The organism is uncultured Campylobacter sp. (genome assembly GCF_938045345.1).
GTDB lineage: Bacteria > Campylobacterota > Campylobacteria > Campylobacterales > Campylobacteraceae > Campylobacter_B.
In genome coordinates this window covers 16,868-38,041 of record NZ_CALIMS010000034.1, presented here as the reverse complement: position 1 = coordinate 38,041, position 21,174 = coordinate 16,868, and the positions used below count along the sequence as shown (strand labels likewise).

The window sequence follows — 21,174 nt, the reverse complement described above, 5'->3', positions numbered from 1 at the left end:
ACTCAGCAAATATGAGACGAAAGGAATGGATCGCGAATTCGCAGCGATGTCGCAATGCTGCGGCAAGTATAGCGCAATGGTCGGACATACAATGCGATGCATCTACCTTGAAGGGGCGAAGACAGGTAGTAACGTGAGCAGTGAGTGCATGACTAGCTTATATTTATAATCCACTTTTTTCGCGTATAAAGACCTATAAGAAATAACGCAAATTTAACAATGTCGCGAAGCAGGACTATAGCATAAGGCAAATAAGGAAAGCCCTAACTTGCAACGCGAACCCTATAATAAAATTCAAAAATTCTTTAAAATTCTACGCGGATTATGATGCCTAAAAATCAACTAAAATTTTAAGTATGCATATCCCCGTAGCGCACGCTTTTTAGCCGCGCAATCCCGTCGTTTATCACAAGTCGCGACGAGCCATTCGGACGATCTCGTGCCGCTAGGTTAAATTTAATAGCAGCGGAATTTTGAAATTTTACGAATGCAGGGATTTCAATGAGCGCTTGAAATTTTAATCCGGGGCGATGATTTTGATTTCATTCGCGCAAGATCCGCTAAAGTCCGCGCCAAAGGGATCTTGGACCGTGAAATAATGATCTATCGCGCCGCATCCGTGTCCGATCTGCTCACCCCAGCCAAGCGCCCTGCGCACGAAGCCCTTGGCATGGGTGACGGCTGCGGGCAGGCTAAGCCCCGCCGCTAGCGCGCACGCGATCGCGCTTGAGAGCGTGCAGCCCGTGCCGTGGGTGTTACGCGTAGCAATTTTCGGCGCGAAAAACTCATAAAATTTGCCGTTTTCGTACAAAATATCGACTGCGAAATTTCTCAAATCCCCGTCCTCGCCGCTCGGTTCAAAACCAGCGCCTAGGGAGGGTGCGGATAAATTTTGCCCAAAAGAAGGCTCCGCACCCGCCGTTAAATTTACGTCTTCGCTAGTAAAATTTTCACCCGCGAAATTTGCGCTCTTCGTCGAACCCGCAGAATTTTCGCGTGCGCCATTTTCGCCCGCTTGGCGCTGCGAAGCATTAAAATTTCGCGCCGTATCCGCTCCCGCCGCGCCGCAAGCCTCGCTCGCACCCGCAAGATCGCCACCTTTAATCAAAATCGCGCCGCTAAAAAATTGCGAAATTTTAACCGCAGCAGCGCGCATGTCGGCTAAACTTGAAATTTTCATCTCCGCCAAAACCTCGGCTTCGCGCACGTTGGGCGTGATGATCTCCGCGGCGGGGGCGAGCTCGTATTTTAGCGCATGCAGCGCGCTTTGTTTCATCAAAACTCCGCCGCTGGTGGCGACCATCACGGGATCTAAGACGACGTTTTTCGCGCCGTGCTTGCTCAGGCTCTTTGCGATGGTCTCGGCAACCCCTGCATTGGAGATCATTCCGATTTTAACGGCGTCCGGAAAGATGTCGCTAAAAATCGCATCGAGCTGCGCCTCCACAAAATCTGGCAAAACGTCTAGTACGCCGAATACGCCGCGAGAATTTTGCGCCGTAAGCGCCGTAATAGCGCTCATAGCAAACATCTTATGCGCGCTAATCGTCTTGATATCGGCTTGGATGCCGGCACCGCCGCCGCTATCCGAACCCGCGATAGTAAGAATTCTTTTCATATAAAGCCTTTAAAATTTTAGCGCGATTATATCGAAATTCCGCTATAATTCCGTCCGATATATTATTTTACGGGCCAAATTTAAGTTTTATTTATATAGTTTTTATTATAATTTATAATTTATTCGTAATAACTATTACAAATACAAAATTTTAACCCAAACAGAGGAATTTACATGAAAAAAGTCGCTAGTTTGATTTTCGCAGCGTTTTTAGTTTCGGGCTGCTCCTATTTCGAAAAAAAGGAAGATAAAGGCGCGAAGCAAGGCGGCGAGACTCCCGCGCTGCCGGTAGGCGTATTTATCGCTAAATCCGCCGATGTGCCGATAATTTTGAAATTTAACGGACAGACCGTAAGCGAGCTTGAGATAATGCTAAAGCCGCAGGTTTCAGGCACTATCGAAAAGCAGCTTTTCGAGCCTGGTCGTAGCGTCAAAAAGGGCGACGTGCTCTACGAGATCGACCGCTCGCGCTACCAAGCGGCGTTTGACAGCGCAAACGCTAATCTGCAAAACGCCTCGGCGGACTACAAAAGAGCCAAGGCGCTAAAAGCTAGCAATACGATCTCTCAAAAGGATTTCGACACCGCAAAGGCCGCGTTTATGGTGGCTGAAGCAAATTTTAAAAGTGCAAAGATCGATCTTGATCACTCGCTCGTAACCGCGCCTTTTGACGGCATGGCTGGCGATACGCAAAAAGACGTAGGCGCATACGTAAACGTGGGCGAGGATCTGGTTAGGCTTTCTAAATTTGATCCGATCGACGTGGAATTCGGTATCGCGGACGTCGATAGGCTGGAGCTTGATGTAAATTTAAAAAACGGGCAGTGGAAGCAGCTGGGTCGCCAGGTAAGCATAAATCTCGGCGGCAAGGACTACAACGGCACGCTAAGCTTCATCGATAGCGTTATCAATACAAACACCGCGTCCGTCAGCGCCAAGGCGCAAATTCCAAATCCAAACTTAGAAATTCGCCCTGGAATTTTTACTAAAGTAAGCGTCGAGGGCTTTTATCAGAAAAACGGCTTTAAAATTCCGCAAGTTGCGCTCAAACAAGATCTTAGCAACACCATAGTCTATGTCGTACAAGACGGCAAGGTTGCTAAAAAAGTAGTCAAAATTTCGGCGCAAGATACCCGCACGGCGACGATCTCAAGCGGGCTGCAGGACGGCGATCAGATCATTTTGGATAATTTTAAAAAGATCAACGTGGGCTCCAAGGTCACTCCCGTACCCGCAAGCACCGATCCTTACGTAGCAGGACAGCCTGAAGCATCTCAGAGCAATGCGGAAAGCGGGAAATAATGTTTTCTAAATTTTTCATCAACCGCCCCGTTTTTGCCTGCGTCGTTTCGATCATAATCGTAATCGCGGGCGTTTTGGCTCTTAAAAATTCTTCCGTCGAGGAGTATCCGCAACTCACGCCGCCGCAAATCGTCGTTAGCGCTACATATAGCGGCGCGGACGCGCAAACGATCGCTGACGTTGTCGCAGCCCCTCTTGAAAATGCGATCAATGGCGTTGAAAATATGATCTATATGGAAAGCTCGGCAAGCTCCTCCGGCGACGTTCGTATCAACGTATATTTTCAAATCGGCACAAATCCAGCAGATGCGAAAGTCAATGTAAACAACCGCGTAACGCCAGCTCTTACGCTACTTCCCGATGAAGTGCGCCGCTATGGCGTAACCGTCACCGAGCGCAGCAGCACGATGCTGGAAGTGCTCGCGTTTTACGATCCTAGCGAGCAAATGGACGTCGTAGAGATGCAAAACTACGTAGCTATCAACGTCGTAGATGAGCTAAAGCGCGTGCCGGGCGTCGGCGAAGCGCAGGCGCTGGGAACGAAAGACTACGCGATGAGGATCTGGGTAAAGCCCGAGCTGCTTAAGAAATTTAACGTTACTACCGCCGAGATAATCGCCGCAATAAGCGAGCAAAATAGCCAATACGCCGCGGGTAAGATGGGTGAGCAGCCGATGAACTTAGGCAATCCCTACGTATATGCGATCAAGCCTGAGGGTCGTTTAAAAACCGTAGAAGAGTTTGAAAATATCATCATACGCGCGCAAAAAGATGGGAATTTCTTGCGCGTAAAAGATGTCGCCGAGGTCAAACTTGGCGGCGCAAGCTACAATATCTCGGCGAAATTTAACGGTAAAGAGATGGTGCCTGTTCTTATCTTTATGCAAAGTGGCGCCAACGCCCTAGCCGTAGTTGAAGCGGTAAATAAGCGCATAGACGAGCTTAAACCAAATTTCCCAGGCGAGCTGACCTACGACGTCGCCTACGATACGACTAGCTTCGTAAAAGTATCGATCGAAGAGGTCATTCATACCTTCATTGAAGCGTTAATCCTCGTCATCATCGTTATGTATATGTTCTTAGGCAATCTTAGAGCGACGATCATTCCGACGCTTGCCGCTCCGGTGTCGATCTGCGGCGCGTTTATCGGAATTTATGCCTTCGGATTTTCAATAAATTTAATCACTCTTTTCGCGCTTATTTTAGCTATCGGCATCGTCGTGGACGACGCCATTATCGTGATCGAAAACGTAGAGAGAATTTTGCACGAGGAGCCGGATCTTAGCGTCAAAGAGGCTACCACAAAAGCGATGGGCGAAATCGTAGCGCCCGTCATCTCGATCGTGCTCGTGCTCTCAGCGGTTTTCGTGCCGGTTGCGTTTATGGAGGGCTTTACCGGGGTTATGCAAAGGCAATTTGCATTAACGCTCGTAGCCTCGGTATGTTTTTCAGGCTTCGTAGCCCTTACGCTAACGCCCGCACTTTGCGCTCTAATCTTGCAAAAAAAGGAGTCCGAGCCGTTTTTTTTCATAAGATGGTTTAATAATCTTTTTAGCATCTCAACTAAAATTTACGCCGCAGGCGTCGGCATGGTTCTTCGCCACGTACTAATCAGCCTCGTTTTTGTAGGCATCATCATCTATGCGATGGTGAAGCTTCTTGTGCTCACTCCTAGCGGCCTGGTGCCTAACGAGGACAAAGGCTCGATTATGGCGATGACTACGCTTCCCTCGGCATCTACGCTGCCTAGGACGGAAGCCGATCAGGATTTCATCGCAAGTATCGCTAAAAAGTATCCAAACGTAAAAGATATAACCCAAATCACGGGATACGATATGCTAGCCGGAGCGCTTAGAGAAAATGCGGGAGCTTTTTTTATGAAGCTAAAAGACTGGAAGGAGCGCCCCGGCGATGAAAATTCCAACTTCGCCATAGCCGCCGCGTTAAACGGGCAGCTCTACGGCGCGGATCGCAACTCGATGACCTACGTCGTCACGCCGCCGCCTATTATGGGGCTTTCGCTTACGGGCGGATTTGAGCTCTACGCGCAAAGCACGACGGGCAAGAGCTACGATGAAATTCGCGCAGATATGGATCGCGTAACTGCCAAAGCCAATCAACACCCCGCTTTAAAGCTCGTGCGAACGACGCTGGATACCGATTTCCCGCAGTATAAGCTCTATATAGATAAAGAGAAGATAAAGATGCTAGGCGTTAAGATAGCCGACATTTTCACCGTGCTAAATTCCACCATCGGGCAGTATTACATCAACGACTTTAACCTCTTGGGTCGCACGTTTAAGGTCTATATCCGCGCTACGCAAAACTACAGAGACGATCCTAACGATCTAAAATCGCTCTACGTCCGCAGCGACAGCGGCGATCTGATCGCGTTAAATTCTTTAGTGAGGCTTGAGCGCTCGCTGGGCCCTGATTCCGTTAATAGATTTAACGCCTTCCCAGCAGCGCAGATTATGGGCGAGCCAAATACGGGTTATACCTCGGGTCAGGCGATTGCAGCGATCCAAGAGGTTATAAAAGAGGAGCTTCCTAGCGGATATTCTATCGGCTGGGCGGGCTCCGCGTATCAAGAGGTCAGCGAGACCGGCAAAGGCTCGCAGGCATTTGTATTTGGAATGATCTTCGTGTTTTTGATCCTAGCGGCTCAATATGAAAGGTGGCTCATGCCGCTTGCCGTGCTTACCGCCGTGCCGTTTTCGGTATTTGGTGCGCTCGTATTTACGTACTTCCGCGGGCTAAATAATGACATATATTTTCAGATCGGGCTTTTACTTCTAATCGGTCTGGCGGCGAAAAACGCGATTTTGATCGTAGAATTTGCGATGAACGAGCACCTAAACAACCACCGCCCGATCGCGGAAGCTGCCGTCGAGGCCGCCAAGATGAGGTTTCGCCCTATCGTGATGACGAGTCTTGCATTCGGCCTCGGCGTGCTTCCGATGGTTATCGCTACCGGCGCAGGCGCTGCTAGCCGCCATGCGCTAGGAACCGGCGTCGTAGGCGGAATGCTCGCGGCATCTACGATCGCGATCTTTTTCGTGCCGCTATTTTTCTACCTGCTCGAAAGCTTCAACGCTTGGCTTGATAGACGCGGTAAAAAAGTCCAAACCAACGAGGTGAACGATGAAAATAAATAATGCTCTTTTAAGCGCCTTGACGCTTGGAATTTTACTCTGCGGTTGCAACTTCAAGCCCGTTACGCCGCAAAAGCAGACCGGCTTTAAGGCGGATTACGCGAGCACGAATGTTAGCACGCAGTGGTGGAAAAGCTTTAACGATCCGCAGTTAAATGCCCTTATCCAAAGCGCGCTGGAGCAAAATTCCGACCTGCAAACCGCGCTGAATAACGTCGAGTACGCACGCGTAAATTTAGGGCTGAACAAGATTGAATATCTGCCGAACGTAAATTTAAGCGGCAGCGCAGTGCGTCAAAATAATTTCGGCAACCAGCCCGATCGCAACTCCCACGGCTCGTATCAGATTGGCGCCGTGCTAAGCTACGAGATCGATTTTTGGGGGCGCGTGCGCAATAGCGTAGATTCGGCGCGATCGAAATTTAATGCGACGAAATATGACTACGAAACCGCCAAAAACACGATTACTAGCACGGTTGCGACGACTTATTTTACGCTACTAGCACTAAAGCAGCAGGAGAAAATTTTAAAAGACAGTCTAAAAAGCTATCAAGATACGCAAAACTACCGCAAAAAGCAGCTCGATGCGGGCGCGGTTAGCGAGATCGTATTTTATCAGGCCAAAGCTGCGGTGCAAAGCGCCGAGGCAAGCCTCATAAGCGTGCAAAATCAGCTCTCCGCAGCTCAAACTTCGCTAAATATCCTAACGGGCAAGAGCTACGATGAAATTTTACGCGGCGCGCCGCAGACCGCCGCGAAAATGCCTAGCGCACCGCAGATCCCAAGCGGAATCCCAAGCGACGTGATCCTGCACCGCCCCGACGTCGCAAGCTCGCTCGAAAATCTGCGCTCAAGCAACTTCTTAGTAGGCGTCGCCAAGGCGGGCTACTTCCCTACCTTCTCGCTTACGGGCTCGGCAGGATATGCAAGCGGCGAGTTTGACAGGCTGTTTACCGCAAGCGCGAGTACATGGAATATCGGGGGCTCGCTCGTAGGGCCGCTACTTGACTTCGGCCGCCAAAAAAGGCGTGTAGAGCTTGCGAATTTGGAGCAAAACGCGAGCTTCATCGCATACGACAAAGCGCTTAAAACCGCTTTCGGCGACGTTCGCGACGCGCTTGTAGGCGTACAAAACGCCAAATTGAGGCAAGCAAGCCTCGCCGATCTCGTCGCTTCGCAGAGCAAAATTTATTCAAACGCCTCAAGCAGGTATCAGGCGGGCTACAGCGATCATCTGGAGTTTTTGGATTCGCAGCGAAACCTACTTAGCGCGCAGCTAAACAAAGTGCAGACCGATCTTGACGTGCTAAACGCGACAGTGAATGCATACAAGGCGCTCGGCGGCGGCTTTAGCATAGAAGATAGCGAAATAAAGGCGCTTATCGGCGCCGAGCAGGACGTGCAGCCCGATATGTCCGCCTTCCCGAAGGATAGGATTTTTAATTAGCTTTCTAAATTTACTGGCGGCGCGAAATTTTAAAATACCCGTAAATTTAAAGCGCCGCCGAAATTTTACGGCGCAAGCGGACTATATGAAAGTAAAATCTACTTGCGCTTTTTAAATTTAGCCCCGCGGCGGGCGGCAAATCCAAATTTCAAAGATAATCTAAATTTTAAAATAGCCGCAGCGAGGTGAAATCGTCGCTCGGCTAGGAAGCGCAAAGCGGCTTGGCTTAGTGGCGCGGTAGAATTTTAGGCGCGCGGTAGAATTTCTAAGCGGCACGGCAAAATTACAAGCAGCGCGATAAAATTTCAAACGCTACGGTAAAATTCTAAGCGCCGCGTTTTAAATTTAAAGGCAAAACGGATTGCGCGCCAAAACGGAATTTGGCAAAATTTTAGATTTTCGCTATAATCACGACTTTTAATTTAGATGGGTGTCCGAGCGGTTGAAGGAGCACGCCTGGAACGCGTGTAAAGTGCAAGCTTTCGAGGGTTCGAATCCCTTCCCATCTGCCACTACTTTAAAATTTCGTCCTCGCAAAACTCTAAAATTTCGCTTCCCATTCGGCGTAAATTTTATAAATTTAAAGCCCAAATTCCACCCTTGCCGCAAGTCCCACGATCAAAGACAAAATTTCCTCCGCCGAAATCAAACCCGAAAGCCACCTAAATTCTATCTCTACGCCCGCCGTTTACCGATATTGCGCTAAAATTCCTTTTAAAATTTCACTTTGAAGGAGCGAAAATGAGTAAAGAAAAAAGTTGCGCCTGTGCGCATGCAAAATCCCAAAACGTAACCGACGCGCCCGGCAATAACACCGTGTTTATGATCTGGCGTTTTAGCGCAGACAAAACCGCCTGTAAAAAGGCTTTCGAGGGTCTTTGCGGCCTGGTGATAAATTTAAACAAAACCGCCGTTACGAGATTCGGCGCGGCTAGCGAAACGAGCTGCGTGCTGGGCGTGGGCTTTGAGGCATGGAAAATGCTCGGCTTGCCGAAGCCTTTGCCGAAAGAGCTAAAAAATTTCGAAGAGATTAGGGGCGATAAACACGCTGCGCCCGCCACCGGAGGCGATCTGCACATCCACATCAGAGCCGCAAATCAAGCCGTTTGCTACGATATGGCAAGCGAGATCAGAGCCGCGCTGAAGGATGTCGCGACGTGCGAGGAGGAGATCTGCGGCTTTAAATACTACGACGGGCGCGCTATCATCGGCTTTGTGGACGGCACCGAAAATCCGCAAGGCGCAGATCGCGACTTTTTCGCCAAGGTAGGCGACGAGGATGCGGCGTATAAGGGCGGCAGCTATCTTTTTACGCAAAAATATATCCACGATATGAGCGCGTGGAACGCCGCGGGCGTCGCCGAGCAGGAGCGCGTCATCGGTAGATCCAAGCAAAACGATATCGAAATGAGCGAGGAGATAAAACCCAGCAACTCGCACTCCGCCGCAGCCAACGTAGGCGACGACAAAAAGGTCGTGCGCGGCAATATGCCGTTTATGCAAGACGGTGAGACGGGAACCTACTTCATCGCCTACGCAAGCACCTTCAGTACGCTGGAGCTGATGCTTGAGAGTATGTTTATCGGCCGCCCGCGAGGCAACTACGACCGCCTACTGGATTTCAGCACCGCAAAGACGGGCGCGCTCTTTTTCGCTCCGACCTTCGATATGCTGCAGGCTTATAGCGCAGAGTAAATTTAGCTTTAAATTAAAGGCGCGCAATGTTTTGCGATCTAAGCCCGTATCAGAGCAGGCGCTGCAAAGAGATCATAGAAAATAGAGCCGAAAACAGCGAAAATATCAGCGGCTTACTGGAGTTTATAAACTCTAAATTTAAGGTTCGTCCTATCAGCGCGTTTTACGGCGCGGGCAGGGACTCGGCGTGGCTTAAGATCGTGCTTCGCTTCGATAAAGATGCCGCAAAAATCACCGATAAAAAGTGCATCGAGCGCTATCTCGCCCGCACGCCGCTTTACGCGAAGCTAAACGAGCTAAAGAATTTTTATATCTCGGTCGAGTCCTTCGAGTCGCAGATCCGCACCGATCTGATCCAAGGCGCGGTAGAGGAGCTGCTGCGAAACCGAAACGAGCTTTTAGCGCCGCTTAAAATTTGGTATATCGCGGCGGTGTCCGACGCGCCCGTAGTTTTTTATTTCACGAGGCAGGACGCGGCACGCCGCGAAGGGGGCGGAAAGATAGAGCGGCTGATAAGAAATTTTATAGAGAAAGCGCAGGACGCTAAATATCTGAGCCACATGGAATTTAAGCTGTTTTTTGACAGCAAGGAGTTCGTGGATCTTGAGTGCGGCGGAAATTTGTTCTATTATTTTAAATGAAATTTAGCTAAGGAGTGAAAATGGATGCGAAGCTTTACAGAAGGTAACGCAGATCTCGCGGGGGCTTGAAGAGAGCGGCGTGCAGAGCCTAAAAGCAGCACTTGATGGCGAAGGCGACGAGGTTAGCAAGACGCAAGCTCGCGTGATATTAGGCGAATACTACGTGATGAAAGGGGATTTCGCGCAGGCTAAGGAATATCTAGGGCCCGTGGCGCAAGGCGCCTAGCGACTGCGGGATCAATACGACGATCTGCTGGACGATGAAATTTGCAGAGCCGATATGCTTTTGGATATGATCGAGCGCTTCGGGTTTTTGGCGGAGTAAAAGAGCAAGTAACAATCAATCCAATGCGCTAAGGATCTAATGTTGAATTGCATAATATATCGACAAAATTTAAACTTCTTAATAGCCTTATTTCAAAGTTTAAAATCTGTTATTGAAAGTGAACTTAGTGTATAAAATGGTAAAATTATTATATAATGAGCTTAATTATACTAAGAAGATACGAAAGCGAAAAAATTAATTTGAATACGGATAAATTTTATGGATCCAATAGTTATCAATATACAAAAGCAAATATTGAGTAAAAGTACTACGGATGTTCTTAGGCAAGCATATATTATTGCTAGAAAATTAAAGATCAAAGATTTTGAAATTTGGATTAGCAATGAGTTGAATGGGTATAAAGAAGGTGCTAGTATTCCAGAGTATAGAAATATTTTTGGAGATATTAAAGGGTGGAATCCGTATCATGGTTGGGTTTCTGTAATAATTGAGAATATTGAAATGTATAATAAATTAACTATGTCTAAAATTGGACAAGGAATTCCAGGATTGGAAAATATAATCAATCGCTCTGAAAATAAGAGCATCATAAGTATAAATTTACCAGACTCGTTTAACCAACTTATAAGCGATGGTGTTCCAACTAAATATAGAAAAGAGTTAAGCCCCACTAGTATAATCGGCATTATTGAGACCGTGAAAAATATTATTATGGAATGGATATTAAAATTGGAAGAAGATGGTATTATAGGAGTGGATATGAAATTTACAGATGAAGAAAAGAAAATTGCAAGTGAAAAGAACTACACGGTAAATAATTTTTATGGCAATGTTTCAAACAGCCAAATTCAGCAGAATAGCAATTACTCTTCGCAAACAATTAATAATAGTTTGGATATTGATAAAATAGTTAAAGTCCTAGAATTAATTAACACCCATAAAAAAGACATTTTGGTATCGCTAGACAATCCAAAAGATTTTGAACAAGAACTAGACGCGGTTAATAATGAAGTAAAAAAAGCAAGTCCCTCTAAAGTAGTTTTAAGTCAATCGTTAAAAACCCTTAGAAATATACTTGAAGGAATTACTGGAAACGTTATTGCTGCAGGAATTTTATATCAACTTAAACTCATATTTTCATGAGAAAAAGGATTATAAAATCCAGCATTATACATTGCTATTCTGTCGTAAATACTTGAATGACCCAAAGTGGACAAATGCTAAAATTATTCATTCAAAAACGTGGAGCCGACACAATTAAAATGAATTATTATAGGATGGATGACCAAGCCTACGTCTGCGTAGCAGAGAGTATGCGATAATCATCTATTTTGATTGCCCGCTTATTTTAAAGAATATGAAAAAGAGGCGGGCGCTCGCTAGAGGAGCTTTGGAGCGAGGCGGATGAGTTTTACTGTTTTGATTTCGAGCCATGAGGCCTCGAAATTTCATGCGGCGGTGCGGCAAGCGTACATGGTACTGATAAATTTGAACTAAATAAAATTTTGAAAGGACGCAAACAGGCTCTGCTTGGGATAGCGTCGCTAGAACGTACGGCACGAACGGCAAATTTAACGCCGCAAAACGCCCGAGCCGCTAGCGATAAAATTTTAAAACGGGAGCAAAAAATTTAATGAAAAATTTTAACGACGAGCCGCAGAGGTCGCAGCAGCCTGAGCAAAACGGCGCCGAGCGCCTAAATCCGCCGCAATTTGACAATAAATCCCTCGTCGTCAAAGACTACAACATAATAGTATTCTTTATTTATAACCTATTCTTCGCTCCCTTGGCAGTACCGGTATTTCTATACATAGGGGATATTTTTCCATACTATACGCCGTTTGTTTCCGTAGCATTCGCCGTCGTGTCCTATCTCAACAGTGCCCATACGCGCTTTGTTCATTTGACGAATAGGAGCATTAACTACGTTAACAAGGGCAAAATCACGAAATCTATAAAATTTGATGAGATATCGCTCATAAAGCTCACTGCTACGCCGCTATTCGGACATATCGTGCCAGCTAGAAATTCCGTAGGTATTGTGTTTTCGTTCATCGTAATAGCCGTCGCGTTTACCGGATTTTTACAAAGCCTTAGAGGATTTATAATTTTTATTATGAGCGCGGTGTCATTGATTTTGCCGTTTTTCATCTCCAAACTGATTTTTTCAAAGATCACGGGGAGGGGAAATTTAGCTTCCGCGCGATCGATACTTTGATCATCTATGACGGCAAGGGCGGATTTATCAGTTTTATGATGAGCGGAGCGGACTTTGAAAGGGTTTGCCGCTACATGCTGAAAGAGCGGCGGATCAGCCCGTCAAAATTTCAAAAGCAGTTTGTGATATTTCAATGAAACGGGCGTCGCGATCAATATCATCGCCGAGGTTTGCCCGCGCACGCCACAAAGCTCTATGGAATTTCACGGCAGCTCGCATCACTTCGCGCCTTGAAATTTTGCCGCGACTGTTTTAAATTTTAAGGCGCGGGGTTTGAATTTCAGTCCGAAACGACGCGCCGGGCAAATAAATTTTACTTAGCAAGTGAGCTACGACGTGCTTTATACCAAAGAATTCGCGGTTTTTGGCATTTGCCGAATGGGCGAGAGATGGGATACGGCTCGCAAGGGTGCTGCGGCTAGCGGACATGAGACTTAAATAGGTAAATTTCATATCCAAAATGTTCGGCGGTTCAAGCCTTGCGTTTAAATTTAATCTACAACTACAAGCCGAATTTTAATATGTCCAATTTAAATATCAGCGCAGACGGCATGCATCGTGGCTCCGTCGTTTGCCACGACGTAGAGGCGACCCCTACTAGCGAGCATGATCTGATCCGAGCCGAATTGAAACTCGCCGAATTCCACCTCTTTTAAGATCAAGCCGTCCTCCGCGCTAATCAAAACAGGCTTGCCGCGGCGATCTGCGAGTAAAATTTTATCCTCGCACCACGCGAAATGCTCGGTGCCGCCGGTGTCAAGCTTAAAGATCACCTCGCCGCTTGTCGCGTCTACGGCGTATAGGTGCCCGCCCTTGCCTGCGGTGCCGAAATACAGCGTCTTGTGACCCTGCCGCTTGTCTTGCTCGCTAAAATGCGACGTCGCTGCGTCGCGCAGCCAAACGGGCGTATACAGATACGCGCCTAGCTTCAGCCGCCAAAGCGTTTTGCCTTTTGCGGCCGCTTTTTTGCAGGGCCGCTTGCTGCCGTTTGAAATTTTATCTTTCGCTTCGCTCGTTTTATCGCGTAGATCGTTTTTGCTTTCTTTACAAACAGTCGCCACATCGTCATTTTCGGAGGAATTTTTTAAATTTTCGCCCGCCGCGCCGCTGAAATTTACTGCGCCGCCCAAATCGGCAGCCGCGCCGTTTAAATTTGACCCGCCTTGAGAGGCTCTGCATTCCATCATAAAGGGTGAACTCATCCGCACGGCAAAGCCGTCAAACTCGTAGGTTCGCGCATCGTTGTAGATCTGCTTCACGGGCGTTGGGGTATCGCCAAGCTCGGTCATTTCGCCGTCTTGTATTTTGATGAGCTTTGCGGGCGAATCGACGAAGCCCCCATAATATCTCGTATTTAGCACGAAGTGGCCGTCCTGCGGGTAACAAAGCGCGGAGGCGGCAGAGAAAATTTCGCGCTGCTCGTAGGCGAGCACCGATCTTTTGTGCTCGCTAAAATCGCGCGAAAACGTATCTAGTAGCACGTAGCCGGGTGTTAGCTTCGCGGCGATGTTTTGCTCGCTAGGGGGCTGCAAAGGCAAAGTGGACGAAAGCTATCCGCTCCTCTATCTCGTAAATGCCCGTCACGCCATGTCCGCGAAACTCCACGCCCTGCATCGTAAGAGGATATGATTTTAGCATTTGCAGCTCCTTAAAATTTGAAGCGATTATAGCTTAAATTTGGGCGCGAATTTTAAAATTTTGTATGCATGTTGAAATTTTACGGCGTGCACGTTAAATCATACGATGCGCACGCTAAAATTTTACGGCACGCGGCATGGAATTTTAAATTTCGCGGAGCTTCCAAAATTTTATGCCTGGCACAATGAATGCTACGTCTTAAAAACTCATAACTAAATTTCGTTGCTAGGTTTTTCGTTCACTTTTATACCAGACGAACGCTCAAAGCTTAATGCCATTATATTATTTCAACATTGTGCACTACTTTGATTCGGACTGATCAATTAAGGCCACTATCGAAATCTTGGCTTTTTTCCTACGTATCTTTCTAGCATTCATTTGCGAATATGCTATTCTAGCTGCCTATTTACGCCGTATATCGTGAAGTAGAGTTTAAACGCAAAGAGCATTAAATGAAAATTAGTATAGATAAAATGTGAAATTTTGAAGTTAAAATGGAATTTCGGATTAGATTAAAATGGCCGGGAGATAGGGATTCGAACCCCAGGAGGCTTTCACCTCAACGGTTTTCAAGACCGCCGCTTTCGACCGCTCAGCCATCTCCCGATTAAGGGCGGGTAGACCCCGCCGAAAGTTCGCGCAGATCAAGACCTGCGCGCGCAATTTATTCGGTTTTTTCTCCGACCCACTCGGCGCCGTTGTGAACCTTTTCTTTGGTCCATTGAGCCGCGTTGTGCGAATCCTCTTTTACGCCGTGCCAAGTATTAGAGCACCCGCTAAAAACCATCAATGCCAAAAGAGCCGCTAGTATGTATCTCATAATAACTCCTTTTTAGGATCTGGAGGCGACACCCGGATTCGAACCGGGGATCAAAGCTTTGCAGGCTCATGCCTTACCACTTGGCTATGTCGCCGCGCCGGCTTATTAGGTGGTGCCCGGAGCCGGACTTGAACCGGCACGGAAAAAATTCCGAGGGATTTTAAGTCCCTTGCGTCTACCGATTCCGCCATCCGGGCACGTTTAATACAAAACAGAATGTAAAATGGAGCGGGAAACGAGAGTCGAACTCGCGACATCAACCATGGCAAGGTTGCGCTCTACCACTGAGCTATTCCCGCGCAAAGAAATGAAATATTACCCAATGCAAGCTTAAAATTTCATTTTATAGCGGCTTTTGCGGAGAAAATTTTGGCGTAGCGCCGGAATTTAAAAATTTTGTAAGTAAAATAATGTAAAATTACAAAATCTTTTGGGGTTATAGCTCAGCTGGGAGAGCGCTTGAATGGCATTCAAGAGGTCGGCGGTTCGATCCCGCTTAACTCCACCATTTAAGTTATTTTAAAGCTTTAATCACTTCTTTTAAATCTCTTTTACTTCTTTTAAATACCGATATCTAGGGCTTTTAGTAATTTTGATTATTTTTGTTTCTTCTTATGTTATAATTGTTTTAGAATAATTCAGTTAGTTACTAGGTTAGTTAAAACCTATTTACAGAAAGAGCGATAAATATCGTCCAAAAGCCCTTTGGCGCATATATCGCACAAAAAACCAAAAAAACGGCATAAGCGAGAGCTATATCGCAAAAATCATTAAGATGAACGAAAAATATATACCTCCATCTTTTGACGAGCGCTATATAAAGACGATGAAATATAGCGATATTTTAGAATTTTGAACCAAAATAATCCGAGTTCTAGTCGTCTCGAAACGCTTCATCGCCTAATAAATGATATAGAAAAGTCTTTGCAATAAATTAAATTTTAATGAAAGGAGAGATTATGTCAGTTGAAGAAGATGGCGCGGCGTTTATAGATGAAGATTACGTAAATATCGTGCCGCAGGATCTGCTGGAGCGCGGTATACGCTTAAGGGAGGAGTACGGAATTTATGGAATCGCTTGGAGATTTGATGATGTAATGGAGGTGCTAAAAATCGCAAGAGATAGAGATATGCTTATCGTCGGAGGGGATGTATATCGCCTAAGCGGCAATGAGCCCATCATCACATACGATAGCTGGAGCATTAAAGAGGGAGATGACGGTGACGATGCATTCGAACTAGCGGTTCGATACATCATTAATTATCGCGCCAGAAACGGAGATGATTTTGCATACTGCCCGGTCATTAGCCCCGGGCGGGTGTCCAAATGAAAATTTTAGCTTCCAATACAGAATATGTTGGTTTTGCTCATATTCGGATAAATATAAAAATGTGCGCCGAGCCGAATGCCGATGTGTGCGTAGATGGGATATAAAAGATTTTTAGGAGTGATCTTGAAAAGCAACAAAGTAGTTTTAATACTATCGATCGAAAGCGATAGGGATCTATCCGAAACAATAAGCAGCAACGGCATATCTGCAACAAAAGTCTGGCAAAAAGGAGATTTGAAACTAAAAGGTTCTATTTTAAAATACAGAAATTTTGGCTTTAGCATAGAGGAAAAATTTTATGATATACCTTTTGCGGGAGATCTAATTAAAAAATTTTTAGCAGATATAAATGTCGCGAGGAGTATAAAATTACAAAGCGTGAAAAAGCTGCTAAGAGTCGTAGTTTACAGTTATAATAGCATGCCCGGTCTATATTATAATGCAAATTTACTAAAACTATTAGCAGATAATAATGTGGATTTGGACAACGACATATACTGCCTAGATGGATAAATTTGAATCGTTATCGAGACGCATTTATCGATGAAATTCTTTGACTCTGATTGGGCGAAAGATGACAAGCTGTCCTTGGAATTTCATATAAGGATAATTTGAAACCATGAAGCCCGTAAGAATTGTAATGACGATATTTTTTATTATCCTATCGTCTTTAAATTTTCATAAACTATTGATGGAAGGCGGTTATCGCGGAGGCAAAGTTTATGTCGTAGCTACAACCCAGTCCGTCATTATGCAACTACTACTTATCATAGGATTGATCCTGTATTTGATATATCTATTAAGAGTAAAAGAGCATTATAAGCCAAGCTCAAATTTTATGCTTTCTAAAAAGGAGAACAAAATGAACTTATCAAATAGAATAAAGGCGCTAAAGGCGCGGCTTAAACTGCAAAAGCCGGAAATTATAACAAATCCTGTACAAAAGGATGAGCTTGTCGAGCAAGATCTGTGCAGTAAAGATCTGTGCGATTTAGACCATAGCACAATCAAACTCTTATCGGGAGATTTGCAGGTTTTCAATGATTATACTTTTAGGTATTATATCCTGGATTTTATTGATTTTTACGAGCGCTTCGGCGATGAGGAGGTTATAGAAGATATGTTTATTCAAGCATTTACACCGCCTATGCGGCGGGCGAGAGCGAAACAATTTAGCAGGGATGAGGTAAAAATAATCATAGATTTTTTGCAAAAAAATTATGAAGATATTGCGAGAATTACGCATTCCAAGAAATATAAAAAGTTAAAACCCTATGAGCAAGAAGAAATTTATATACCATTCAAACATTTTGAAAAGGAGATAAAAAATGCGATAAAATTTTGGGGGAAGTATTATAATGGAATTTTATAAGGGTAAAAAATTATAAGGATTGGCAAATGCGCTTAATAAAGACTGATTTGGGCAAATATGAGGAATATATCTATTTCTTTATAGAGAAAAACAGGGCGTATTTTAACGCCTATCAAGAGCAGATATTTCCTTTCGATATGGAGTACATACCTAGCTTATTGTGGCTACTTGCATCTTTTGCAGAAACTACGATTAAAATTTTTGATGATTTGGACGAAAAGACAAGAAATGAAATTTTCGATTTTGTGGAAAAGGGAGCGGCAAGCGAAGACGAATACATCGGCACGGCGTTTTGCACCGGCTTTATTGAAACAATTGTAAATATTGCGAAAGAAGACGAATATAAGATAATTAGCAAATATTTTAGGAATGAAACACGAGAATACGCCGTCTCTTGGATGAAATTTGGCGAATAGCTAGATCGAGTTTTATTAAAGTCATATTTTAAAACAATAAGGAGCTGTATGCCTAAACATGAATTTTTACTCAAAAAGACAAAAGAAAATATCTTCTCTAAAGAGTATTGCGTAGTAATTAGCGATGATCTGATACTTCGCATTTCGTATTCTCTTGAGTGGGTACAAACCACATGGAACGATGAGATAAATTTGAAAAAAGGTCTAAATTACTATAGCTATAGCTGGATAGAAGATAAAGCTAAATTTAGAGATATAATATGCTCTTGGAGGTCGCTTTTCTTGAGCGCGGATGGGCAAATTGTTTTTGATAAAAATTGTGTGTTAAACAAATCCTCGGTTATTGAGCAACTAGACAGTCTATTGGAACTAATCGATTCGGCGGTTAAAAACAATTTGTATATTTTGCATCTAGGGATTTAGCGAGTATGCCGCGATTTAATAATAAAACGGAAGAAAGACCATGAAAAGAAATTATAAAAAGATAATACCCGTAAGAGGTAGAAGGAAATTTTCGATTAATAATTTTAGAGAAATTTTCGCGGAGGGCGATATACTGCAGATCGGTCAAAGGCGGTTTTTATTTTGTAGCTGGAATAATCTGCTACGTATAAACGGCGATAATTCGGGGGAGTTTATAGTATTGCCGCCCGAAGCTAATGCGAAAAATAATAATGGTCTGATTTCTAAAAAGTGGATATTGGAGAATTTAGATTTTGTATGTGATCCGGAGTCGCCCAGAAATATAAGCATATTTTCTTATTACGATAGTTTTTTAGCCGAATACAAAAGGATAAATGATAAAATTCCCGCAAAATTTACTTATAAATTTTTAGAATTCAAAGACGATCTAAAAAATGGAGATATTATAGAGTGTCACAAGGCTTTTCGTCCATATGATCGAAAGATAAAATTTATCGTCGCAACCGATACGGAAGGATGCCCGAGACTACCCTATCTGGAGGGGTTTTATTCCGGTATGTTTGCGCCTATTGGCTATAGCGATAAAATGCGCTCGAATAAAGGACGGGAATATGCGATAAGCTCGAGTTGGCTAATTAAGAACTGGGAAGCCGCCTTTGTCGGTAATTGCGATATAAGGCACACTTATGTAAATTTACAAAATCGAAAAGAGGTTTTAAATTTTACCGATAAACAGTTGGAAAATTTTATAAAAATGAAGCGAAAGAAATTTAAATTTAAATGGAAAAAGTAGATAAAGATTTTAAAGCGAGCTTGTATAGTATCATGCAGCAAAAGGGCTTTGAAAGGTGGCGGCAATGATAAAAAGCATTATAGACTCAACTAATTTCGATATAGAATTTAGAAAAATAAGTAGAAATAAAAGAGGCGTAGCCAGATCAAGAATAGATTTTGAAAATATCGATGTAGAGGCCAAAATAAGGCTAGTTATGTTTTTAATTTCAAAAGCAAGCCACTTAGATAGCGTAGTTTATAAAATTCTTTTTTGGGAAAGAGATGAGAAAATAGAAGAATATCTTCTTAAAAATATGAAGGGGCAATACACAAAAGCTAAGCCTTATAAAAACGGCGCCAGAGCGGGCGTTATCTTTATAAAAGAAAAGGCGCTTGAGCCAAATTTTTTGAGGTCCGTGCTGCTGCACCATTTTAATTTTGAGCTGGCAAAAGAGCCATCTTTGAATATCAGAGTTCAATTAGCCGCAAACAATAAAGATAAATTTTCGATTTTATTTGATATATACGATGATCGAGGCTGCTATGTGTATTACTTTTAAAATTTTATAATGAAAATATTTGAGGAAGGAAGATATGGCAATTTGGCAATGTAAGTTTTTTATTCTGCCCAAAAGCGATACCTACGATCTGCAATACGGCCGGCAATATGGCAATATAAAGCTCTTTGAAGACGATAAGTATTGGAAAAAAGCAAAGATCAAAAAAGAGGTATTTTCTGAAATTTCGCGCCTATTAAAGCCCGAAAAATCTTGGTCTAACGAAATAGATCTATACGGAAGCGAAAACGGCAACCGCCTAGAGGTATTTTTTGATACTAATAATATAATAGAGTCCGTTACGTTTCGTATCGATTTTAGATCCGAGTACGAAGCCGTATTAAGGGGCATAATATCATTGTGTGAGAAAAACGGTTTTTACATTATAGACGGCAATTTAAAGAATTTAAAATTATCCTTTAATGCTATAAAAGAGGCAATCAACAAATCCAAAAACAAAGAATTTTTTACAGAACTTGTTAGAAATAGTATAATAGGCGATAAAGACGGGTAGCCCATCATAGAAGCCGTAGATGATTTCAAATTTAAGGATGATTAAAAATGATTGTAAAATGTATAAAAGAAGACAGGTATGGGCATCTGGGATTAAGCAGAATCTATTTTGTTCATGGTATCCAATATGAAGAGGGACAGGTTTATTATTGCATATTGCCACTTGAAGATGATAGAGATTGGTATCGATTTGATAGTGAATATTTTCAAGTAATCGATGAAACGGTGCCTACGAATTGGAAATTTGGAATGTACGGGGAATATTTTACCGCGTCTTACGAAGAGCTCATAACAGACGCAGATCATTATGAAAAGCTTTTTGATGGAGACCCAATAGAGAAGAAAATTTTTCAGAAGAGAAGAGCCGAGATGATCGATGACGTATATAATACGCATATCATCAAAGATCTTAACCGCTTCATATATGATCTAAGCCCTAATCTATCGGTACAGATGAATATTGCAAATAAAGTACTGGATATAGAGATATCGGACGCAAGCACTGAGGTCAAACACCGTAAAATGAATATTTTAAAGGATGACGGATATAGCTGGTATTTGATAGAATCGGGCGTAAGCACCTTTAAAGCCAACGTTACAAATGATTATTTAAGACCCGTATTAAAATATCTTAAATTGTGGCTAGGCAGAAATAATTTTAGATAACCGGGCAGAAAGATTTAATATGACGAGCGCGACCGATAAAGAAATTTTTATAAAAATTTTGAATGAAGATATCGATGTATGGCGCTTGGTAAAGGCTGTTCAAATCGCGCAATATATTTTTAAAATTATCGATACGACGAAATTTGAATCCGAACTGGATGAAATTTTAGAATTCAAACAGGGCGATATTGTAAAATGTAAAGAAAAAGACGGCGATTTCTATGCTTTTGAGCTATTTATAAAACCCACCTTATAAATAGCGACACGCTTATCATATGGCTTGATTTAATCCCATTTTTCGC

The 21,174-nt window shown here is 43.9% G+C and carries 22 protein-coding genes and 6 tRNA genes; 21 read left to right on the top strand and 7 right to left on the bottom strand.

Annotated features, from left to right (window positions below; genetic code table 11):
• Positions 1-517 precede the first annotated feature (517 nt).
• Entirely contained in the window at positions 518-1,618 is a 1,101-nt protein-coding gene (gene thiD / locus Q0144_RS06500) for a bifunctional hydroxymethylpyrimidine kinase/phosphomethylpyrimidine kinase (protein ID WP_298062686.1), read from the bottom strand.
• A gap of 174 nt (positions 1,619-1,792) precedes the next feature.
• Here thiD and Q0144_RS06495 point away from each other — a divergent pair, with 174 nt between their 5' ends.
• From Q0144_RS06495 to Q0144_RS06450, 10 genes are all read left to right on the top strand, one after another.
• Entirely contained in the window at positions 1,793-2,920 is a 1,128-nt protein-coding gene (locus Q0144_RS06495) for an efflux RND transporter periplasmic adaptor subunit (protein ID WP_298062683.1), read from the top strand.
• Positions 2,920-6,078: a multidrug efflux RND transporter permease subunit gene (locus Q0144_RS06490; protein WP_298062681.1), complete on the top strand. Its 3,159-nt coding sequence runs from the start codon at positions 2,920-2,922 to the stop codon at positions 6,076-6,078. The genes Q0144_RS06495 and Q0144_RS06490 overlap by 1 nt, the downstream gene beginning before the upstream one ends.
• A complete protein-coding gene (locus tag Q0144_RS06485) occupies positions 6,065-7,522 on the top strand; it encodes a TolC family protein (RefSeq protein ID WP_298062679.1) in 1,458 nt (485 codons plus the stop codon). The genes Q0144_RS06490 and Q0144_RS06485 overlap by 14 nt, the downstream gene beginning before the upstream one ends.
• 424 nt (positions 7,523-7,946) lie before the next feature.
• Positions 7,947-8,034: transfer RNA gene (locus Q0144_RS06480), tRNA-Ser, on the top strand.
• A gap of 229 nt (positions 8,035-8,263) precedes the next feature.
• Positions 8,264-9,217, top strand: coding sequence for a Dyp-type peroxidase (locus tag Q0144_RS06475; protein WP_298062677.1), 954 nt, complete (start codon positions 8,264-8,266; stop codon positions 9,215-9,217).
• Between the two features lie 26 nt (positions 9,218-9,243).
• Positions 9,244-9,858 (top strand): hypothetical protein, encoded by a 615-nt coding sequence (locus tag Q0144_RS06470; protein WP_298062675.1) that lies wholly within the window; start codon positions 9,244-9,246, stop codon positions 9,856-9,858.
• A 79-nt stretch (positions 9,859-9,937) separates the two neighbouring features.
• On the top strand, positions 9,938-10,084 hold the full coding sequence (locus Q0144_RS06465) for a hypothetical protein (protein WP_298062673.1): 147 nt from the start codon (positions 9,938-9,940) through the stop codon (positions 10,082-10,084).
• Positions 10,085-10,402: 318 nt separating this feature from the next.
• Positions 10,403-11,287 carry a hypothetical protein gene (locus tag Q0144_RS06460; protein WP_298062671.1) on the top strand — a complete coding sequence of 295 codons (885 nt, stop codon included), beginning with the start codon at positions 10,403-10,405 and terminating at the stop codon, positions 11,285-11,287.
• Between the two features lie 490 nt (positions 11,288-11,777).
• Complete coding sequence (locus Q0144_RS06455; RefSeq protein WP_298062669.1) at positions 11,778-12,362, top strand: hypothetical protein; 585 nt, start codon at positions 11,778-11,780, stop codon at positions 12,360-12,362.
• The gene (locus Q0144_RS06450) at positions 12,359-12,499 is read left to right on the top strand and encodes a hypothetical protein (protein ID WP_298062667.1); all 141 of its coding nucleotides are present in this window, start codon (positions 12,359-12,361) and stop codon (positions 12,497-12,499) included. The genes Q0144_RS06455 and Q0144_RS06450 overlap by 4 nt, the downstream gene beginning before the upstream one ends.
• Before the next feature lie 393 nt (positions 12,500-12,892).
• Here Q0144_RS06450 and Q0144_RS06445 read toward each other — a convergent pair whose 3' ends face one another.
• The 6 genes from Q0144_RS06445 to Q0144_RS06420 form a co-directional block, all read right to left on the bottom strand.
• On the bottom strand, positions 12,893-13,900 hold the full coding sequence (locus Q0144_RS06445; protein ID WP_298062665.1) for a PQQ-binding-like beta-propeller repeat protein: 1,008 nt from the start codon (positions 13,898-13,900) through the stop codon (positions 12,893-12,895).
• A gap of 618 nt (positions 13,901-14,518) precedes the next feature.
• Positions 14,519-14,606, bottom strand: a tRNA-Ser gene (locus Q0144_RS06440).
• A gap of 58 nt (positions 14,607-14,664) precedes the next feature.
• Entirely contained in the window at positions 14,665-14,820 is a 156-nt protein-coding gene (locus Q0144_RS06435; RefSeq protein ID WP_177387338.1) for a hypothetical protein, read from the bottom strand.
• Between the two features lie 20 nt (positions 14,821-14,840).
• Positions 14,841-14,914: transfer RNA gene (locus Q0144_RS06430), tRNA-Cys, on the bottom strand.
• A gap of 16 nt (positions 14,915-14,930) precedes the next feature.
• A tRNA-Leu gene (locus Q0144_RS06425) sits at positions 14,931-15,017 on the bottom strand.
• A gap of 27 nt (positions 15,018-15,044) precedes the next feature.
• A tRNA-Gly gene (locus tag Q0144_RS06420) sits at positions 15,045-15,119 on the bottom strand.
• A gap of 133 nt (positions 15,120-15,252) precedes the next feature.
• Here Q0144_RS06420 and Q0144_RS06415 point away from each other — a divergent pair.
• From Q0144_RS06415 to Q0144_RS06365, 11 genes are all read left to right on the top strand, one after another.
• A tRNA-Ala gene (locus Q0144_RS06415) sits at positions 15,253-15,328 on the top strand.
• A gap of 451 nt (positions 15,329-15,779) precedes the next feature.
• On the top strand, positions 15,780-16,151 hold the full coding sequence (gene imm40 / locus Q0144_RS06410; RefSeq protein WP_298062662.1) for an Imm40 family immunity protein: 372 nt from the start codon (positions 15,780-15,782) through the stop codon (positions 16,149-16,151).
• Between the two features lie 123 nt (positions 16,152-16,274).
• A complete protein-coding gene (locus tag Q0144_RS06405) occupies positions 16,275-16,664 on the top strand; it encodes a hypothetical protein (protein ID WP_298062661.1) in 390 nt (129 codons plus the stop codon).
• 106 nt (positions 16,665-16,770) lie between these two features.
• The gene (locus tag Q0144_RS06400; RefSeq protein ID WP_298062659.1) at positions 16,771-17,523 is read left to right on the top strand and encodes a hypothetical protein; all 753 of its coding nucleotides are present in this window, start codon (positions 16,771-16,773) and stop codon (positions 17,521-17,523) included.
• A gap of 26 nt (positions 17,524-17,549) precedes the next feature.
• Positions 17,550-17,939 (top strand): hypothetical protein, encoded by a 390-nt coding sequence (locus Q0144_RS06395; RefSeq protein ID WP_298062657.1) that lies wholly within the window; start codon positions 17,550-17,552, stop codon positions 17,937-17,939.
• A 48-nt stretch (positions 17,940-17,987) separates the two neighbouring features.
• A complete protein-coding gene (locus tag Q0144_RS06390; protein WP_298062655.1) occupies positions 17,988-18,362 on the top strand; it encodes a hypothetical protein in 375 nt (124 codons plus the stop codon).
• Between the two features lie 40 nt (positions 18,363-18,402).
• A complete protein-coding gene (locus Q0144_RS06385; RefSeq protein WP_298062653.1) occupies positions 18,403-19,155 on the top strand; it encodes a hypothetical protein in 753 nt (250 codons plus the stop codon).
• A gap of 64 nt (positions 19,156-19,219) precedes the next feature.
• On the top strand, positions 19,220-19,696 hold the full coding sequence (locus Q0144_RS06380; RefSeq protein WP_298062651.1) for a hypothetical protein: 477 nt from the start codon (positions 19,220-19,222) through the stop codon (positions 19,694-19,696).
• Positions 19,697-19,730: 34 nt separating this feature from the next.
• Positions 19,731-20,207 (top strand): hypothetical protein, encoded by a 477-nt coding sequence (locus tag Q0144_RS06375; RefSeq protein ID WP_298062649.1) that lies wholly within the window; start codon positions 19,731-19,733, stop codon positions 20,205-20,207.
• 155 nt (positions 20,208-20,362) lie between these two features.
• Positions 20,363-20,872, top strand: coding sequence for a hypothetical protein (locus Q0144_RS06370; RefSeq protein ID WP_298062647.1), 510 nt, complete (start codon positions 20,363-20,365; stop codon positions 20,870-20,872).
• Between the two features lie 19 nt (positions 20,873-20,891).
• Positions 20,892-21,128, top strand: coding sequence for a hypothetical protein (locus Q0144_RS06365; protein WP_298062645.1), 237 nt, complete (start codon positions 20,892-20,894; stop codon positions 21,126-21,128).
• Positions 21,129-21,174: the final 46 nt, after the last annotated feature.